Annotated in this window: 16 protein-coding genes, 1 rRNA gene and 1 riboswitch; of the genes, 9 read left to right on the top strand and 8 right to left on the bottom strand. The window is 55.7% G+C overall.

All coding sequences use genetic code 11. The features are described from left to right. Window position 1: 1 nt before the first annotated feature. From thiS to rsd, 5 genes are all read right to left on the bottom strand, one after another. Complete coding sequence (gene thiS / locus FE839_RS20615; RefSeq protein WP_138362638.1) at window positions 2-202, bottom strand: sulfur carrier protein ThiS; 201 nt, start codon at window positions 200-202, stop codon at window positions 2-4. Next, complete coding sequence (locus FE839_RS20620) at window positions 186-941, bottom strand: HesA/MoeB/ThiF family protein (RefSeq protein ID WP_138362639.1); 756 nt, start codon at window positions 939-941, stop codon at window positions 186-188. Before FE839_RS20620 ends, thiS begins: the two co-directional genes overlap by 17 nt. Then, window positions 934-1,569, bottom strand: coding sequence for a thiamine phosphate synthase (thiE, locus tag FE839_RS20625; RefSeq protein WP_138362640.1), 636 nt, complete (start codon window positions 1,567-1,569; stop codon window positions 934-936). Before thiE ends, FE839_RS20620 begins: the two co-directional genes overlap by 8 nt. Continuing rightward, window positions 1,569-3,464 (bottom strand): phosphomethylpyrimidine synthase ThiC, encoded by a 1,896-nt coding sequence (thiC, locus tag FE839_RS20630; protein ID WP_138362641.1) that lies wholly within the window; start codon window positions 3,462-3,464, stop codon window positions 1,569-1,571. The genes thiE and thiC overlap by 1 nt, the downstream gene beginning before the upstream one ends. 88 nt (window positions 3,465-3,552) lie before the next feature. Then, window positions 3,553-3,662, bottom strand: a riboswitch (TPP riboswitch). A 50-nt stretch (window positions 3,663-3,712) separates the two neighbouring features. Next, complete coding sequence (gene rsd, locus FE839_RS20635) at window positions 3,713-4,216, bottom strand: sigma D regulator (protein ID WP_138362642.1); 504 nt, start codon at window positions 4,214-4,216, stop codon at window positions 3,713-3,715. Window positions 4,217-4,311: 95 nt separating this feature from the next. On the opposite strand from rsd, the gene nudC reads away from it, so the two are divergent. The 6 genes from nudC (at window position 4,312) to FE839_RS20665 (ending at window position 8,667) form a co-directional block, all read left to right on the top strand. Further along, window positions 4,312-5,085 carry an NAD(+) diphosphatase gene (nudC, locus tag FE839_RS20640; protein WP_138362643.1) on the top strand — a complete coding sequence of 258 codons (774 nt, stop codon included), beginning with the start codon at window positions 4,312-4,314 and terminating at the stop codon, window positions 5,083-5,085. 39 nt (window positions 5,086-5,124) lie between these two features. Continuing rightward, the gene (hemE, locus tag FE839_RS20645) at window positions 5,125-6,189 is read left to right on the top strand and encodes a uroporphyrinogen decarboxylase (RefSeq protein WP_138362644.1); all 1,065 of its coding nucleotides are present in this window, start codon (window positions 5,125-5,127) and stop codon (window positions 6,187-6,189) included. Between the two features lie 9 nt (window positions 6,190-6,198). Next, window positions 6,199-6,870 (top strand): deoxyribonuclease V, encoded by a 672-nt coding sequence (nfi, locus tag FE839_RS20650; RefSeq protein WP_138362651.1) that lies wholly within the window; start codon window positions 6,199-6,201, stop codon window positions 6,868-6,870. Window positions 6,871-6,912: 42 nt separating this feature from the next. Further along, the gene (locus FE839_RS20655; RefSeq protein ID WP_138362645.1) at window positions 6,913-7,503 is read left to right on the top strand and encodes a YjaG family protein; all 591 of its coding nucleotides are present in this window, start codon (window positions 6,913-6,915) and stop codon (window positions 7,501-7,503) included. Window positions 7,504-7,689: 186 nt separating this feature from the next. Then, entirely contained in the window at window positions 7,690-7,962 is a 273-nt protein-coding gene (gene hupA, locus FE839_RS20660) for a nucleoid-associated protein HU-alpha (RefSeq protein WP_004097675.1), read from the top strand. 12 nt (window positions 7,963-7,974) lie between these two features. Next, the gene (locus FE839_RS20665; protein ID WP_138362652.1) at window positions 7,975-8,667 is read left to right on the top strand and encodes a DUF1481 domain-containing protein; all 693 of its coding nucleotides are present in this window, start codon (window positions 7,975-7,977) and stop codon (window positions 8,665-8,667) included. Window positions 8,668-8,670: 3 nt separating this feature from the next. Here FE839_RS20665 and FE839_RS20670 read toward each other — a convergent pair whose 3' ends face one another. Beyond that, the gene (locus FE839_RS20670) at window positions 8,671-9,147 is read right to left on the bottom strand and encodes a zinc resistance sensor/chaperone ZraP (protein ID WP_138362646.1); all 477 of its coding nucleotides are present in this window, start codon (window positions 9,145-9,147) and stop codon (window positions 8,671-8,673) included. A 254-nt stretch (window positions 9,148-9,401) separates the two neighbouring features. On the opposite strand from FE839_RS20670, the gene zraS reads away from it, so the two are divergent. Together zraS and zraR are read left to right on the top strand one after the other, a co-directional pair. After that, window positions 9,402-10,793 carry a two-component system sensor histidine kinase ZraS gene (gene zraS, locus FE839_RS20675; RefSeq protein ID WP_138362647.1) on the top strand — a complete coding sequence of 464 codons (1,392 nt, stop codon included), beginning with the start codon at window positions 9,402-9,404 and terminating at the stop codon, window positions 10,791-10,793. Beyond that, window positions 10,790-12,121 (top strand): sigma-54-dependent response regulator transcription factor ZraR, encoded by a 1,332-nt coding sequence (zraR, locus tag FE839_RS20680; RefSeq protein WP_138362648.1) that lies wholly within the window; start codon window positions 10,790-10,792, stop codon window positions 12,119-12,121. The genes zraS and zraR overlap by 4 nt, the downstream gene beginning before the upstream one ends. Here zraR and purD read toward each other — a convergent pair. After that, window positions 12,118-13,407, bottom strand: a complete 1,290-nt coding sequence (purD, locus tag FE839_RS20685; RefSeq protein ID WP_138362649.1) for a phosphoribosylamine--glycine ligase — start codon at window positions 13,405-13,407, stop codon at window positions 12,118-12,120. The two genes, zraR and purD, sit on opposite strands and share 4 nt — an antisense overlap. A 15-nt stretch (window positions 13,408-13,422) precedes the next feature. Further along, entirely contained in the window at window positions 13,423-15,012 is a 1,590-nt protein-coding gene (purH, locus tag FE839_RS20690) for a bifunctional phosphoribosylaminoimidazolecarboxamide formyltransferase/IMP cyclohydrolase (RefSeq protein ID WP_138362650.1), read from the bottom strand. Between the two features lie 622 nt (window positions 15,013-15,634). On the opposite strand from purH, the gene FE839_RS20695 reads away from it, so the two are divergent. Then, window positions 15,635-17,151: ribosomal RNA gene (locus tag FE839_RS20695) — 16S ribosomal RNA — on the top strand; the annotation flags it as partial.

Raw genomic sequence — 17,151 nt, forward strand, 5'->3', positions numbered from 1 at the left:
GTCAGCCTCCAGCGATGACCTGAAAAAGCAGGATATGGTCGCCTTCCTGCAGAAGATGATGTTCCCACCGATCGCGCGGCAGGATCTGTTGATTGAGCGCCAGCGCGACGCCTGGCTGTTGTTGTTCCAGTTGAGCAAGCAGGGCGGCGACGGAGGTCGCTTCGGCGCACTGCAACGGCTCATCGTTAAACCACACCCGCATGCTGACCTCCACATACCGGACATCCATGGGCACGCTGTAATGCGAGAGTGCGCCAGTTACCGGTGCGGGCATCGAACAGGCGCAGAATATTACGCGGCGCTGCCATACCGCTGAGCAGCTTAATGGTCTCCAGCGCCTGTAAGGTGCCCATCATGCCGACAACCGGGCCAATGATGCCCGCTGTCCGACAGTTGCGTTCGGGTTCGGCTGCATTAGGCCATAAGCAGCGATAACAACCCTGTTCCCATGGCGGCGTCAGCACCATCAACTGGCCTCCAAGCCCGACGGCGCTGGCGGTAATCAGCGGTGTTGCAAGGCTGACGCAGGCGGCATTGATGGCCTGTCGGGTGACCATGTTATCGGTGCAGTCCAGCACGACATCGGCTTTTGTTACTTCATCCCGCAGCGCCGGGCCGCTTAATCTCTGCTGTAATGCCACCAGCGCAATGTGCGGATTGAGCTGCGCCAGCCGCGCCCTGGCGGCAGAGGTTTTCGGTTGGGCGATATCATCGCTGGTGAACAGAATTTGCCGTTGTAAGTTACTGACGTGTACTTTGTCGTCATCGGCCAGTACCAGCGTGCCGACACCGGCCCCGGCCAGATAGAGAGCGGCAGGTGACCCCAGCCCGCCGAGGCCGACGATTAACACCCGGCTGGCGAGCAATTTTTGCTGCCCTTCAATGGCGATATCCTCCAGCAGCAACTGGCGGCTATAGCGCATAAAATCGCTGTCATTCATCTCCGGCTCCCGCTATCTCCAGCAATTGTGCCGTTGCCTGGCACCAGTCAGCAGCCTGAGTAATGGCGCTGACGACCGCGATACTACCAACACCGGTTGCCAGTACCGCCGGAGCGCGTTCGAGGCCGATCCCGCCGATGGCAACGGTGGGATAATCGCCAAGACGTTCAATATGGCGCGCCAGTTGCTCCAGTCCTTGCGGCGCGGATGGCATCTGTTTGGTCTGCGTCGGGAATACGTGGCCGAGTGCGATATAAGACGGTCTGGCCGCCAGCGCGATGTCGATTTCCATGTCATCGTGGGTGGAAACGCCAAGACGCAGCCCTGCCTTGCGGATTGCGCTGAGGTCAGCGGTTTCCAGATCCTCCTGGCCGAGATGCGTCCCGTAAGCGTTGTGTTTGATCGCCAGTCGCCAGTAGTCATTGATGAACAGGCGGGCATTGTAGCGGCGGCCCAGCGCGATAGCGGCTGATACATCGTCCTCCACCTCTTCGTCGCGCTTATCCTTGATACGTAACTGGATAGTGCGAACGCCTGCGCTCAGCAAGCGCTCGATCCACTCTACGCTATCAACAACCGGGTAGAGCCCTAAACGAAAAGGGACGGATGGGAAATCGGGCTGATACATTATGCTTCCTCCTTCCTGAGATAGATTTCACCGCCTTTAGCGCGGAAGTTTTCTGACATATCCGCCATTCCTGCTTCGATGGTCTGTGTCGCCGCGTAGTCGCGGACTTCCTGGCTGATCTTCATTGAACAGAATTTTGGCCCGCACATGGAGCAGAAGTGCGCCACTTTACCGGACTCCTGCGGCAGCGTTTCGTCGTGGTAAGCGCGGGCGGTGAACGGGTCAAGCGCCAGGTTAAACTGGTCTTCCCAGCGAAACTCAAAGCGGGCTTTCGACATGGCGTTATCGCGGATTTGCGCGCCAGGATGGCCTTTTGCCAGGTCGGCGGCATGCGCCGCGATTTTGTAGGTGATCAGTCCCTGTTTCACATCCTCTTTGTTCGGCAGGCCGAGGTGCTCTTTTGGCGTTACGTAGCAGAGCATGGCGCAGCCAAACCAGCCAATCATTGCCGCGCCAATGCCGGAGGTGAAGTGGTCGTAGCCCGGCGCAATATCGGTGGTCAGTGGCCCTAAGGTGTAGAACGGCGCCTCAAAGCAGTGTTCCAGCTCTTCGGTCATGTTACGGCGGATCATCTGCATCGGTACGTGGCCAGGGCCTTCAATCATCACCTGCACGTCGTACTCCCAGGCAATTTTGGTCAGCTCGCCCAGCGTGTGCAGCTCGGCAAACTGCGCTTCGTCGTTCGCATCCTGAATCGATCCCGGACGCAGGCCGTCGCCCAGCGACAGCGAGACATCGTAAGCGGCGCAGATCTCGCAGATTTCGCGGAAGTGCTCGTAGAGGAAGTTTTCTTGATGGTGAGAGAGGCACCATTTCGCCATGATCGAACCGCCGCGCGAGACGATACCGGTCAGACGTTTTGCGGTCATTGGCACATAGCGCAGCAGTACGCCCGCGTGGATGGTGAAGTAATCGACACCCTGTTCCGCCTGCTCCAGCAGCGTGTCGCGGAAGGCTTCCCAGGTGAGATCTTCGGCGATCCCGTTCACTTTCTCCAGCGCCTGATAGATTGGCACGGTGCCGATCGGTACTGGGCTGTTACGCAGTATCCACTCGCGGGTTTCGTGAATATAGCGACCGGTTGAGAGGTCCATCACCGTATCTGCGCCCCAGCGTGTTGACCACACCAGTTTTTCCACCTCTTCTTCAATGGAGGAAGTGACCGCTGAGTTGCCGATATTGGCATTGACCTTCACCAGGAAGTTGCGTCCGATGATCATCGGTTCGGATTCCGGGTGGTTGATGTTGGCCGGGATAATCGCGCGACCGGCGGCCACTTCGTCACGAACAAATTCCGGCGTGATGTTTTCCGGCAGGCGCGCGCCAAACCCAACGCCCGGATGCTGCTGGCGTAACACATCGCCGCGAATGCGCTCACGCCCCATGTTTTCACGGATAGCGATGAACTCCATTTCCGGGGTCACAATCCCCTGACGCGCATAATGCAGTTGCGTTACGCACTTGCCCGCTTTGGCGCGCTTCGGCGTGAGCAGCCCCGTAAAACGCAGCTCGTCCAGCCCATCATCGGCCAGACGTTCTTTGGTGTACGCCGAGCTACGGTCGGTCAATTCTTCGCTGTCTGCGCGAGCGTCAATCCAGGGCTGACGCAGTTTTGCCAGCCCCTGCTGAACGTTAATGGCGACATCAGGATCGCCATAGGGGCCAGAGGTGTCATAGATCGGGATGGCTTCGTTCTCTTCGTATTGCGGATTCTCTTTGCTGCCGCCGATGAGCGTGGGACTTAGCTGGATTTCACGCATCGGAATGCGGATGTCCAGTTGTGAGCCGGTCATATAAATACGTTTTGAGTTCGGAAAGGCGGTGCCTTCCAGGGTGTCGATAAAGTGTTGGGCCTGAGCGCGTTGTTCACGACGCGTCAATTTTGTTGCAGACATAGCTCATTCCAAAAAGTGAAGGACGTGGCTTGTCAGACGACGGAGGAGTAATGGATGTGCGTTTGTTGCCCGTACAGGCTGACGCATAAAGCAGTTTACTCTTGTTCCCTTCGCAGGTATTAGCCTGATCAGGTTCCGCGGATCCCGAATTAACGGTCTCAGCCTGTGCTTTCGCACACGGCACTCCGACAAGATGTAACCCCGGCGACGGGGCAATGGATGTAAATTACTCGTTACTGCTTCATAACTCAAGCAGGCTTTGCAATTCCGCTTTTATCCTGGGCGTTAAGCTTCAGATGATTGCCGGAAGCCAGCAGAATGAGCCTATCTTCCAGCGTAAACCGTGCTTCCAGCGCTTCACCGATGTCGGAAAGCACCTGCTGAAATTCCGCATAATTATCGTGATCGATCGCGTTCTCCAGACTGGAGTCGTAATATTCCATGATCTGTTGAGTATTGGCTTCCAGTAATGCGTGGAGGCGCGTTGCGGCCGAACGTGGGTTTCCCTCTTCCATTTCACGAATAATGTGTTCATAAATACTGAAGTGTCCGGCGGAAAGGTAATCGACCAGACCCTGACAAAAATCATCCAGCGCTTTTTCATTCAACCGCATGTACGATTCTTTGCCAGGCTTAATGCCAACCAGATTGTAGTAAGCCACGAGCAAATGCTTACGTACCTGTAGCCAGCGATCGACCAGTTGATTGTTGCCTCCAACACGTTCCGTCAGGTTTTCCAGCTGGTTTAACATGGTTGACTCCGCAAGTTTTAAAGAGAAATACGTTGCTCACCGGAATGTAAATATAATGTTAAAAGTGCCAGCAAAATAAAGGTAGTGCAATAGATATGGATCGTATTATTGAAAAATTAGATTGTGGCTGGTGGATCGTCAGCCACGAACAGAAATTATGGTTGCCCCGCGGGGAATTACCACATGGCGAAGCGGTAAATTTTAATCTTGCAGGGCAGTCCGCGTTGAGGATAGGAGAATGGCAAGGGGAGCCAGTCTGGCTGGTTTGTCAGGAGCGGCGGCATGATATGGGATCGGTACGGCAGGTCATCGATCAGGATGTTGGTCTGTTTCAACTGGCGGGGCGGGGGGTACAACTGGCGGAGTTCTATCGTTCGCATAAATTCTGCGGATACTGCGGTCACCCCATGCACCCGAGCAAGACCGAATGGGCAATGCTTTGCAGCCACTGCCGCGAGCGTTACTACCCACAGATTGCTCCCTGCATTATTGTTGCCATCCGCCGGGATGATTCTATTTTACTGGCGCAGCATACCCGTCATCGCAACGGTGTGCACACGGTGCTGGCCGGGTTTGTTGAAGTGGGGGAAACTCTGGAGCAAACCGTTGCCCGCGAAGTGATGGAGGAGAGCGGCATTAAGGTGAAAAACCTGCGTTATGTCACTTCGCAGCCCTGGCCGTTCCCACAATCGCTGATGACGGCGTTTATGGCGGAGTATGACAGCGGCGAGATAGTCATCGACAAGAAAGAGCTGCTGGAAGCGGGCTGGTATCGCTATGACGATCTTCCGTTGTTGCCGCCGCCGGGCACGGTGGCACGCCGTTTGATCGAAGACACTGTGGCAATGTGTCGGGCTGAGTATGAGTGATGGTACACTGGCACCCTGACGCAATGAAGGAACTGCAAAATGACCGAACTGAAGAACGATCGTTACCTGCGCGCGCTATTGCGCCAGCCGGTTGATGTTACCCCGGTGTGGATGATGCGCCAGGCAGGCCGCTATCTGCCGGAGTACAAAGCCACCCGCGCACAAGCAGGCGATTTTATGTCGCTGTGTAAAAACGCCGAACTGGCGTGCGAAGTTACGCTACAACCGCTGCGGCGCTACCCGCTTGATGCGGCGATCCTCTTCTCGGACATTCTGACCATCCCGGATGCGATGGGGCTGGGACTCTATTTTGAGGCCGGTGAAGGCCCGCGCTTTACTTCGCCAGTCGCCAGTAAAGCGGATGTCGATAAGCTACCGATTCCTGACCCGGAAGACGAACTGGGCTATGTGATGAACGCGGTGCGTACGATCCGCCGCGCGTTGAAAGGTGACGTTCCGCTGATCGGTTTTTCCGGCAGCCCGTGGACGCTGGCGACTTACATGGTGGAAGGCGGCAGCAGCAAAGCCTTTACCGTCATCAAAAAAATGATGTATGCCGATCCGCAGGCGCTGCATGCGCTGCTCGATAAGCTGGCGAAAAGCGTCACTCTGTACCTCAACGCGCAGATTAAAGCGGGCGCCCAGTCGGTGATGATTTTCGACACCTGGGGCGGTGTGCTGACGGGGCGCGATTACCAGCAGTTCTCGTTGTATTACATGCATAAAATCGTTGACGGTCTGCTGCGGGAAAACGACGGTCGCCGTGTACCGGTCACGTTATTCACCAAAGGTGGCGGCCAGTGGCTGGAGGCGATGGCGGAAACCGGGTGTGATGCGTTAGGCCTCGACTGGACAACCGATATTTCTGACGCGCGCCGTCGCGTGGGCCATAAAGTGGCGCTACAGGGCAATATGGACCCGTCCATGCTCTATGCGCCACCGGCGCGCATTGAAGAGGAAGTGGCGACGATTCTCGCCGGATTTGGCCAGGGTGAAGGCCACGTCTTTAATCTTGGACACGGCATCCACCAGGATGTACCGCCGGAGCACGCGGGCGCATTTGCTGATGCGGTACACCGCTTGTCAGAACAGTACCACCGCTAAGGAGTCATGATGGATCTCGCGTCGCTACGCGCTCAACAAATTGAACTCGCCTCGTCGGTGATCCGCGAGGATCGCCTTGATAGCGATCCGCCGGATCTGATCGCCGGGGCGGATGTTGGGTTCGAACAGGGCGGTGAAGTGACGCGAGCGGCGATGGTGCTGTTGACGTATCCAGCGCTTGAGCTGGTGGAATACAAAGTGGCGCGTATCGCCACCACTATGCCATATATTCCCGGCTTCCTATCTTTTCGCGAGTATCCTGCTCTGCTGGCGGCGTGGCAACAGCTGTCGCAAAAACCGGATTTAGTCTTTGTCGATGGGCACGGTATCTCCCACCCGCGTCGTCTGGGGGTGGCAAGCCACTTTGGATTGATGATGGATGTACCCACCATCGGCGTAGCGAAAAAACGGCTGTGCGGCAAGTTTGAGCCGCTTTCCGCCGAACCTGGCGCGCTGGCCCCGCTGATGGACAAAGGCGAGCAGTTAGCCTGGGTCTGGCGCAGCAAAGCGCGCTGTAACCCGCTGTTTATCGCGACCGGACATCGCGTGAGTACCGACAGCGCGTTGGCGTGGGTGCAGCGCTGTATGCAAGGCTACCGTCTGCCGGAACCGACGCGCTGGGCGGATGCGGTGGCATCAGAGCGTCCGGCGTTTGTGCGCTGGCAAGCAAATCACGACTAATTCAGGTACACTGCGGCTCATTTCTGACTTCGAGAATTCATCATGTTACAAAACCCGATTCACTTGCGTCTGGAGAAGCTGGAAAGCTGGCAGCACGTCACCTTTATGGCCTGCCTGTGCGAGCGGATGTACCCCAACTACGCCATGTTCTGCCAGCAAACAGCGTTCGCTGATGGCCAATTGTATCGCCGAATCCTCGATCTGATCTGGGAAACGCTGACGGTGAAAGATGCGAAGGTCAATTTTGACAGCCAGCTGGAAAAGTTTGAGGAAGCGATTCCGGCTGCTGACGATTTTGACCTGTACGGTGTTTACCCGGCGATTGATGCCTGCGTTGCATTAAGCGAGTTAATGCATTCTCGTCTCAGTGGCGAAACGCTGGAACATGCCATTGAGGTCAGTAAGACATCGATTACCACGGTTGCAATGCTGGAAATGACCCAGGCGGGTCGTGAAATGAGCGATGAAGAGCTCAAAGAAAATCCGGCGGTGGAACAAGAATGGGACATTCAATGGGAGATTTTCCGGCTTTTGGCCGACTGTGAAGAACGCGATGTTGAACTCATCAAAGGGCTTCGTGCAGACCTCCGCGAGGCCGGTGAAAGCAATATTGGTATAAATTTTCAGCAATGAGACCAGAAAACGTGATTTAACGCCTGAATTGTAGCGTCTGAAGGCTTCCATTCCGCCCCCCGTCTGGTCTACATTTGGGGGGCGAAAAAACGTGGCTATCGGTGCGTGTATGCAGGAGAGTGCTTTTCAGGCATTTCCGTCGCACTCGATGCTTAGCAAGCGATAAACACATTGTAAGGATAACTTATGAACAAGACTCAACTGATTGATGTAATTGCGGACAAAGCTGACCTGTCCAAAGCACAGGCAAAAGCTGCCCTGGAATCTACCCTGGCTGCAATTACTGAGTCTCTGAAAGAAGGTGATGCTGTTCAACTGGTTGGTTTCGGTACCTTCAAAGTGAACCACCGCGCTGAGCGCACTGGCCGCAACCCGCAGACCGGTAATGAAATCAAAATCGCCGCAGCTAACGTACCGGCGTTTGTTTCAGGCAAAGCACTGAAAGACGCAGTTAAGTAAGACCGCGTGGCAGTGTACAGTTTTATCGAAGGGGCTTGTCAGCCCCTTTTGTCTGCCTGGCGTCGTGTGTCGGCGCTGGTGGGGATATTGCTGCTCACTGCCTGCAGCCACGACACTTCTCTCCCGCCGTTTACTGCAAGCGGCTATGCGGATGATCAGGGGGCGATGCGTATCTGGCGCAAAGATTCTGATGGCGAGGTTCATCTTCTTGCCGCTTTCAGTCCGTGGCGTCATGGCAATACCTCAACCAGCGAGTACCGTTGGCAGGATGGTCGGCTCGCGCTGATTGAACTCAACGTCTATGGTAAACCTCCGGAACATATTCGTGTCCGTTTTGATGCGCAGGGTGAACTCAGCTTTATGCAACGTGAAGTCGACGGGCAAAAGCAGCAGCTTTCCAGCGAACAGATCGCGCTATACCGCTATCGTGCGGAACAAATACGCCAGACCAGCGATGCGCTGCGTCAGGGACGCGTGATATTGCGCCAGGGGCGCTGGCATGCCAACCATACGGTAACGACCTGTGAAGGTCAGACCGTGAAGCCTGACCTTGATAGGTGGGCGTTAGCCCATATTGAACGCCGCCAGAATCACTCATCCGTGTCGGTCAACGTGGCATGGCTGGAAGCACCGGAAGGATCTCAGCTGTTGCTGGTGGCAAACGAAGACTTCTGCACCTGGCAGCCGACGGAGAAACACTTCTGAATTTTACCAGTTGTACATTCCTCTGTGACCGTGAAAACCGCCGTAGCAGCCACCACTACTCGCCATACCTTCCCCACGAGAAATACCTGCCTGCGCCAGGGCGACATCAAATTTAGCCCGTTGCTGGGCGAGCTGCTGACCAAGCGTCTCCATCTCCTGGGAGACGGATTCAATTTTTGCGCTGTCCGGTTTATCCGAGGTTAATAACGCGTTGTATTCGTAACGTTTTGAGAGGAGCTGCTGCCGTAGCGCGCCGGTTTGCGTATAAAAATCGTTATAAAGTTTCTGCACAGTAGCCTGCTGTTCGTTAGTTAACTGACTGTAGTCCTGTGGGCCCATACCGTATCCCTGTGGGCCCATACCGTAGGCCTGCGGACCCATACCGTAACCGTCATTCCAGTGTGCCCAGGCGGTACCGCTGCCAAAAGTCAGGGCAGCGAGAGCGATGAGCGTCAGAGTCAGTTTTTGGTTCCGTTTCATGGTTTATTCCCCTCTTGTTTTATGGTTAATTCCGTATTTGCATCTTCCGTGCCGAACCGAGAAATCCACGGGATATAAGACCTTTCCGAGCATCTGCAGATGATTAACGAGTAAAAATGACCCGCAACGCCTTTTGCCATGCGTCATTTTTACTCGGCTGTCTTGCCGGTTTATGCCTGAAAGCAGGTTTGCCCCGCCGGGAAGATGGCATGATTTCTGCTGGGATAATCGGTATCTGAGGAGAAGGAGTGGCAATGATCGTGATGCGGTTATCAAAGGATTCCGTCGCCGTTGGGCTAAGCTGGTTATTGACGGGCCTTATTTTTTTGCTGGTGAGCCTGTTTTCCGTGCTAATCGTGCGTGATTATGGACGTGAGAATGAAACCGCGTTGCAGACCATTCAGGAAAAGGGCAGCGTACTGATTCACGCTCTGGAGTCCGGCACCCGTGTTGGCATGGGAATGCGTATGCATGATACCCAGCTCCAGACGCTACTGGAGGAGATGGCCTGGCAGCCCGGCGTTCTCTGGTTCGCGTTGACGGATGAGAACGGCAAAATTATCGCCCATAGCGATCCGCTAAGGGTAGGTGAATCGCTGTATTCCGCGAGCGTGATGCGTGAGTTGCATATTAGTAATGAGCCGCGCTGGCGGAGGCTTCAACAGCCGGAACCCGCGGTGGAAATTTATCGTCAGTTTCGCCCGCTTAACGGTGATGGCGGGCATCATATGCGCATGATGATGCAACGGGAATCTGCCGATCAGGCGATTAAAACGCCTCAGGTTATTTTTATTGCCTTTGATGCGCGTGAACTGGATACCGCTGAGGCTCGCGGCCTGCGTAATATGATCATAATGCTCTGCGCGGCAGGCGTGGTGATGGCGGCAACGGTACTGGCGCAGTTCTGGTTTCGTCGCTATCAGCGTTCGCGTAAGCAACTGCAGGACGCGACGGCACGTAAGGAGAAACTGGTGGCGATCGGGCATCTGGCGGCGGGCGTCGCACATGAAATTCGCAATCCACTGTCATCCATCAAAGGGCTGGCAAAGTATTTTGCTGAACGTACTACGCCTGACGGCGAAGCGTACCAGTTAGCTCAGGTGATGGCGAAAGAGGCCGATCGCCTGAACCGGGTCGTCAGCGAGCTGCTGGAGCTGGTGCGTCCCGCCCATTTAAAATGGCAGTCGGTAGATCTTAATGAGGTGATCGCCCATTCGTTACAACTGGTTAGCCAGGATGCCGCCAGCCGGGCGATAAAGCTCCAGTTCGCGGCGCAGCCTGCCCTATGCCGTATCCAGGCCGATCCGGATCGTTTGAATCAGGTTCTGCTGAACCTGTATCTCAATGCGCTTCAGGCCATGGGGCGCGATGGCGTAATGACGGTGACGGCGAGTGAATGCGGCGACGGACGAGTGAAAATCAGCGTCGCGGATAGCGGCAAGGGGATGACGGCGGAGCAGCTACAGGCCATCTTTACCCCGTATTTCACCACTAAAGCTGATGGCACCGGGCTTGGCCTGGCGGTAGTGCAAAACATTGTTGAGCAGCACGGCGGAACGATTCACGTCGAGAGTAGCCCTGGTAAGGGCGCGGTATTTATTCTCTATCTGCCGGTTAACGGGCAACAGAAGGATGAGCAAGGATGAGTGGCAAGCAGGTCGATATTCTGGTGGTGGATGATGATATCAGCCATTGCACTATCTTACAGGCGCTGTTACGGGGCTGGGGATACCGGGTTGTGCTGGCCCATAATGGCGTACAGGCGCTGGAGCAGGTACGCCAGCGGGTATTTGATTTGGTGCTTTGCGATATCCGTATGGCGGAGATGGACGGCATCGAAACCCTGAGAGAGATCAAAGCCTGGAATCCGTCGATTCCGGTGTTGATCATGACCGCGTATTCCAGCGTTGGTACCGCAGTGGGGGCGCTGAAATCCGGCGCACTGGACTATCTCATCAAGCCGCTGGATTTTGACAGTCTGCAACAAACGCTGGTGCAGGCGCTGGCGCACACGCGCCAGCCAGAAAACGCGTCTTCTCCCGCTCCGGCGACGCAGTTTGGCATGGTGGGCGACAGTCCGGCGATGCGGACGGTGTTGAATAATATCGTGCTGGTTGCGCCGTCGGATGCCACCGTGCTGATTCAGGGGGAATCGGGCACCGGGAAAGAACTGGTGGCGCGGGCGTTGCATGCCGCCAGCGGGCGCAGCCACAAACCGCTGGTGACGCTCAACTGCGCGGCACTTAACGAGTCTGTGCTGGAGTCAGAGCTGTTTGGCCACGAAAAGGGCGCCTTTACCGGCGCCGATAAACGGCGCGAAGGGCGCTTTGTGGAGGCTGACGGCGGTACGCTGTTTCTTGATGAGATTGGCGATATCTCGCCGCTGATGCAGGTGCGCCTGCTTCGGGCGATTCAGGAGCGCGAAGTGCAGCGTGTTGGCAGTAACCAGACACTTTCTGTCGATGTGCGGCTGATTGCCGCTACCCATCGCGATTTGGCTCAGGAGGTGAACGCGGGGCGTTTTCGCCAGGATCTCTACTACCGTCTGAATGTCGTGACCATCGATGTGCCGCCTCTGCGCCAGCGGCGTGAAGATATTCCGCAACTGGCGCACTATTTCAGGCAACGTTACGCTGAACGAAACCGCAAGACGGTACAGGGGTTTACGCCGCAGGCGATGGATCTGCTCATTCACCACGACTGGCCGGGAAATATTCGCGAGCTGGAAAACGCAGTGGAGCGGGCGGTGGTTCTGCTTACCGGGGAGTATATTTCTGAACGCGAGCTACCGTTGGCGATTACTGGTGCGTCGATCCCAGCATCGTCGCTATCTGAGGAAGTTATTCAGCCGCTGGTGGACGTGGAGAAAGAGGTGATTCTGGCGGCACTGGAAAAAACGGGCGGCAACAAAACTGAAGCCGCCCGCCAGTTGGGCATTACGCGCAAAACGCTGCTGGCAAAACTCAGCCGCTAGTTCTGCTCACGCTCAATGGCGCGCCAGCCGATGTCTTTGCGGCTAAAGCAGTTATCCCAGTGGATATCTGCTATCAGCGCGTAGGCACGCTGCTGTGCTTCGGCAACGGTATGGCCTAGCGCAGTGGCGCACAGTACGCGACCGCCGCTTGTAACAACCCGGTCATCTTCCGCCAGTTTGGTTCCGGCGTGGAATACCTTACCGTCCGCTACCTCTTCCAGCGGCAGACCGTGGATCACATCGCCTGTGCGGTAGTCGCCCGGATAACCGCCAGCCGCCATCACCACGCCGAGCGACGCGCGCTCATCCCACTCAGACGTTTTCTCGTCCAGCTTACCGTCGCAGGCAGCCAGACAAAGTTCAACCAGATCGGATTTCATACGCAGCATGATTGGCTGGGTTTCCGGGTCGCCAAAGCGGCAGTTGAATTCGATAACTTTCGGGTTGCCCTGTTTATCGATCATCAGCCCAGCGTACAGGAAGCCGGTATAAGTATTGCCTTCCGCCGCCATGCCTTTTACGGTTGGCCAAATGATGCGCTCCATCGTGCGCTGATGAACCTCGTCGGTCACCACCGGCGCCGGGGAGTAAGCGCCCATACCGCCGGTATTCAGCCCGGTATCGCCATCGCCGACGCGTTTGTGATCCTGGCTGGTGGCCATTGGCAGCACATGTTCGCCATCGACCATCACGATGAAGCTCGCTTCTTCACCGTCGAGGAACTCTTCGATCACGATACGGTGTCCCGCGTCGCCAAACGCGTTACCCGCCAGCATGTCATGAACGGCGGCTTCGGCCTCGATCAGAGTCATCGCCACAATCACGCCTTTCCCGGCAGCCAGTCCGTCGGCTTTAATGACGATCGGCGCGCCTTTCTCACGCAGGTAAGCCAGCGCGGGTTCGATCTCCGTGAAGTTCTGGTACTCCGCCGTCGGAATCTGGTGACGGGCGAGGAAATCCTTGGTAAAGGCTTTGGAGCCTTCCAGCTGCGCGGCGCCTTCAGTTGGGCCAAAGATTTTCAGGCCTGCGGCGCGGAAAGTATCCACCACGCCTTTCACCAACGGCGCTTCCGGGCCGACGATGGTCAGATCGATCTTCTCGTTCTGGGCAAAGCTCAGCAGTGCCGGAATATCCGTGACGCCAATAGCGACGTTTTGCAGCGCCGGTTCCAGCGCTGTTCCGGCGTTACCTGGCGCGACATACACGGTTTCAACCTGCGGTGATTGCGCCGCTTTCCACGCCAGGGCGTGTTCGCGCCCGCCGTTGCCGATTACTAATACTTTCATTGTCTGCTCCGTGAATTAATGGCGGAAGTGACGCATGTCGGTGAAGATCATCGCGATGCCGTGTTCGTCAGCGGCGGCAATGACTTCATCATCACGGATGGAGCCACCGGGCTGGATCACGCAGCTCACGCCAACAGCGGCCGCAGCATCAATACCGTCGCGGAACGGGAAGAACGCGTCAGAGGCCATTGCGGAACCTTTTACTTCCAGTCCTTCATCGCCCGCTTTAATACCGGCGATCTTCGCGGAATAAACGCGGCTCATCTGGCCCGCGCCAATACCGATAGTCATATTCTCTTTCGCGTACACAATCGCGTTGGATTTCACAAACTTCGCTACTTTCCAGCAGAACAGCGCATCACGCAGTTCCTGCTCGCTCGGCTGACGTTTGGTTACCACGCGCAGTTCGCCTGCCGTTACCATACCCAGGTCACGATCCTGAACCAGCAGACCGCCGTTGACACGTTTGAAGTCCAGGCCCGGCACACGCTGTGCCCACTGGCCGCAGGTCAGGACGCGCACGTTCTGTTTGGCGGCGGTAATCTTCAGGGCGTCTTCGGTTGCGGATGGCGCGATAATCACTTCGACAAACTGACGGGAGATGATGGCCTGCGCGGTTTCGGCATCCAGTTCGCGGTTAAACGCGATGATGCCGCCGAACGCGGAGGTCGGGTCAGTCTTGTATGCGCGATCGTAGGCGTCGAGAATAGAAGTGCTTACCGCCACGCCGCACGGGTTAGCGTGCTTCACGATGACGCAGGCGGGCTCGCTGAACTCTTTCACACACTCCAGCGCCGCGTCGGTATCGGCGATGTTGTTGTAGGAGAGCGCTTTGCCCTGTACCTGCTGCGCGGTCGCAACAGATGCTTCTTGCACATTCTCTTCTATATAGAAGGCCGCCTGCTGGTGGCTGTTTTCGCCGTAGCGCATATCCTGCTTCTTAATGAAGTTCAGATTCAGGGTACGCGGGAAGCGGCCAGCGGCCTCTTTGCTTTCACCGTGATATGCCGGAACCATGCTGCCGAAGTAGTTGGCAATCATGCTGTCGTAAGCTGCGGTGTGTTCGAAGGCTTTAATGGCGAGATCGAAACGGGTATCAAGGGTCAGTGAACCGTCGTTGCTATCCATCTCTTTAATAATGGTGTCGTAGTCGCTGCTCTTTACAACGATAGCGACATCTTTATGGTTCTTGGCAGCGGAGCGCACCATGGTCGGGCCGCCGATATCGATGTTCTCTACGGCATCTTCCAGCGAGCAACCTTCACGAGCGACGGTCTGGGCGAACGGGTACAGGTTAACAACAACCATATCGATTGGCGCGATACCGTGTTGTTCCATAATTCCGTCATCCTGACCACGGCGACCGAGAATACCGCCGTGTACTTTCGGATGCAGGGTCTTCACGCGTCCATCCATCATTTCCGGGAAACCGGTGTAATCGGAAACTTCGGTCACCGGCAGACCTTTATCTGCTAACAGACGGGCAGTGCCCCCTGTAGACAGCAGCTCCACACCGCGTGCGGAAAGTGCCTGGGCGAATTCGACGATACCGGCCTTGTCAGAAACACTGAGCAGAGCGCGGCGGACTGGACGACGTTGTTGCATGGTAAATCCCCTGGATTTGACTATTACAGAGAGCGTTAGCTGAATTTTTCGTGAAAAACTCAGCTAACGCCCCTTACGGGGCATCCTTGTTTTGCGGTGGCATTGTAACGAAAACGTTTGCGCAACGCTCGCGAATTTTTCTTTTTCCATTCGATACCCTTTTATTCCTGTATTGAGCGCGTCTTTATTAAGGAGAGATTCAGGAAATGATCGCCAGGATTGTGGATAACTCTGTGTGTAAAAGGGTATAAGGCGGGGTTTTGCTGGGGAATGCAGCAGTCAGTCATTTTTCTGTCATTTTTCTATTGCGGCCTGCGGAGAACTCCCTATAATGCGCCTCCATCGACACGGCGGATGTGAATCACTTCACACAAACAGCCGGTTGATTAAAGAGAAAAATCCTGAAATTCAGGGTTGACTCTGAAAGAGGAAAGCGTATTATACGCCACCTCGCGACAGAGCGCTAAAGCGCGTCGCAACTGCTCTTTAACAATTTATCAGACAATCTGTGTGGGCACTCAAAGTGACATGGATTCTTAACGTCGCAAGACGAAAAATGAATACCAAGTCTCTGAGTGAACACGTAATTCATTACGAAGTTTAATTCACGAGCATCAAACTTAAATTGAAGAGTTTGATCATGGCTCAGATTGAACGCTGGCGGCAGGCCTAACACATGCAAGTCGAACGGTAACAGGAAGCAGCTTGCTGCTTCGCTGACGAGTGGCGGACGGGTGAGTAATGTCTGGGAAACTGCCTGATGGAGGGGGATAACTACTGGAAACGGTAGCTAATACCGCATAACGTCGCAAGACCAAAGAGGGGGACCTTCGGGCCTCTTGCCATCAGATGTGCCCAGATGGGATTAGCTTGTTGGTGGGGTAACGGCTCACCAAGGCGACGATCCCTAGCTGGTCTGAGAGGATGACCAGCCACACTGGAACTGAGACACGGTCCAGACTCCTACGGGAGGCAGCAGTGGGGAATATTGCACAATGGGCGCAAGCCTGATGCAGCCATGCCGCGTGTATGAAGAAGGCCTTCGGGTTGTAAAGTACTTTCAGCGGGGAGGAAGGTGTTGAGGTTAATAACCGCAGCAATTGACGTTACCCGCAGAAGAAGCACCGGCTAACTCCGTGCCAGCAGCCGCGGTAATACGGAGGGTGCAAGCGTTAATCGGAATTACTGGGCGTAAAGCGCACGCAGGCGGTCTGTTAAGTCAGATGTGAAATCCCCGGGCTCAACCTGGGAACTGCATCTGATACTGGCAGGCTTGAGTCTCGTAGAGGGGGGTAGAATTCCAGGTGTAGCGGTGAAATGCGTAGAGATCTGGAGGAATACCGGTGGCGAAGGCGGCCCCCTGGACGAAGACTGACGCTCAGGTGCGAAAGCGTGGGGAGCAAACAGGATTAGATACCCTGGTAGTCCACGCCGTAAACGATGTCGACTTGGAGGTTGTGCCCTTGAGGCGTGGCTTCCGGAGCTAACGCGTTAAGTCGACCGCCTGGGGAGTACGGCCGCAAGGTTAAAACTCAAATGAATTGACGGGGGCCCGCACAAGCGGTGGAGCATGTGGTTTAATTCGATGCAACGCGAAGAACCTTACCTGGTCTTGACATCCACGGAAGGTCTCAGAGATGAGACTGTGCCTTCGGGAGCCGTGAGACAGGTGCTGCATGGCTGTCGTCAGCTCGTGTTGTGAAATGTTGGGTTAAGTCCCGCAACGAGCGCAACCCTTATCCTTTGTTGCCAGCGGTTAGGCCGGGAACTCAAAGGAGACTGCCAGTGATAAACTGGAGGAAGGTGGGGATGACGTCAAGTCATCATGGCCCTTACGACCAGGGCTACACACGTGCTACAATGGCGCATACAAAGAGAAGCGACCTCGCGAGAGCAAGCGGACCTCATAAAGTGCGTCGTAGTCCGGACTGGAGTCTGCAACTCGACTCCACGAAGTCGGAATCGCTAGTAATCGTGGATCAGAATGCCACGGTGAATACGTTCCCGGGCCTTGTACACACCGCCCGTCACACCATGGGAGTGGGTTGCAAAAGAAGTAGGTAGCTTAACCTTCGGGAGGGCGCTTACCRCTTTGTGATTCATGACTGGGGTGAAGTCGTAACAAGGTAACCGTAGGGG

The sequence above is a fragment of the Klebsiella indica genome (assembly GCF_005860775.1).
In the GTDB taxonomy this organism is placed as follows: Bacteria; Pseudomonadota; Gammaproteobacteria; order Enterobacterales; family Enterobacteriaceae; genus Klebsiella; species Klebsiella indica.

Bases quoted from the DNA above. Each gene is read 5' to 3' on its own strand.
- thiS (WP_138362638.1), bottom strand. From the start codon at position 202: ATGCGGGTGTGGTTTAACGATGAGCCGTTGCAGTGCGCCGAAGCGACC.
- FE839_RS20620 (WP_138362639.1), bottom strand. From the start codon at position 941: ATGAATGACAGCGATTTTATGCGCTATAGCCGCCAGTTGCTGCTGGAG.
- thiE (WP_138362640.1), bottom strand. From the start codon at position 1,569: ATGTATCAGCCCGATTTCCCATCCGTCCCTTTTCGTTTAGGGCTCTAC.
- thiC (WP_138362641.1), bottom strand. From the start codon at position 3,464: ATGTCTGCAACAAAATTGACGCGTCGTGAACAACGCGCTCAGGCCCAA.
- rsd (WP_138362642.1), bottom strand. From the start codon at position 4,216: ATGTTAAACCAGCTGGAAAACCTGACGGAACGTGTTGGAGGCAACAAT.
- nudC (WP_138362643.1), top strand. From the start codon at position 4,312: ATGGATCGTATTATTGAAAAATTAGATTGTGGCTGGTGGATCGTCAGC.
- hemE (WP_138362644.1), top strand. From the start codon at position 5,125: ATGACCGAACTGAAGAACGATCGTTACCTGCGCGCGCTATTGCGCCAG.
- nfi (WP_138362651.1), top strand. From the start codon at position 6,199: ATGGATCTCGCGTCGCTACGCGCTCAACAAATTGAACTCGCCTCGTCG.
- FE839_RS20655 (WP_138362645.1), top strand. From the start codon at position 6,913: ATGTTACAAAACCCGATTCACTTGCGTCTGGAGAAGCTGGAAAGCTGG.
- hupA (WP_004097675.1), top strand. From the start codon at position 7,690: ATGAACAAGACTCAACTGATTGATGTAATTGCGGACAAAGCTGACCTG.
- FE839_RS20670 (WP_138362646.1), bottom strand. From the start codon at position 9,147: ATGAAACGGAACCAAAAACTGACTCTGACGCTCATCGCTCTCGCTGCC.
- zraS (WP_138362647.1), top strand. From the start codon at position 9,402: ATGATCGTGATGCGGTTATCAAAGGATTCCGTCGCCGTTGGGCTAAGC.
- zraR (WP_138362648.1), top strand. From the start codon at position 10,790: ATGAGTGGCAAGCAGGTCGATATTCTGGTGGTGGATGATGATATCAGC.
- purD (WP_138362649.1), bottom strand. From the start codon at position 13,407: ATGAAAGTATTAGTAATCGGCAACGGCGGGCGCGAACACGCCCTGGCG.
- purH (WP_138362650.1), bottom strand. From the start codon at position 15,012: ATGCAACAACGTCGTCCAGTCCGCCGCGCTCTGCTCAGTGTTTCTGAC.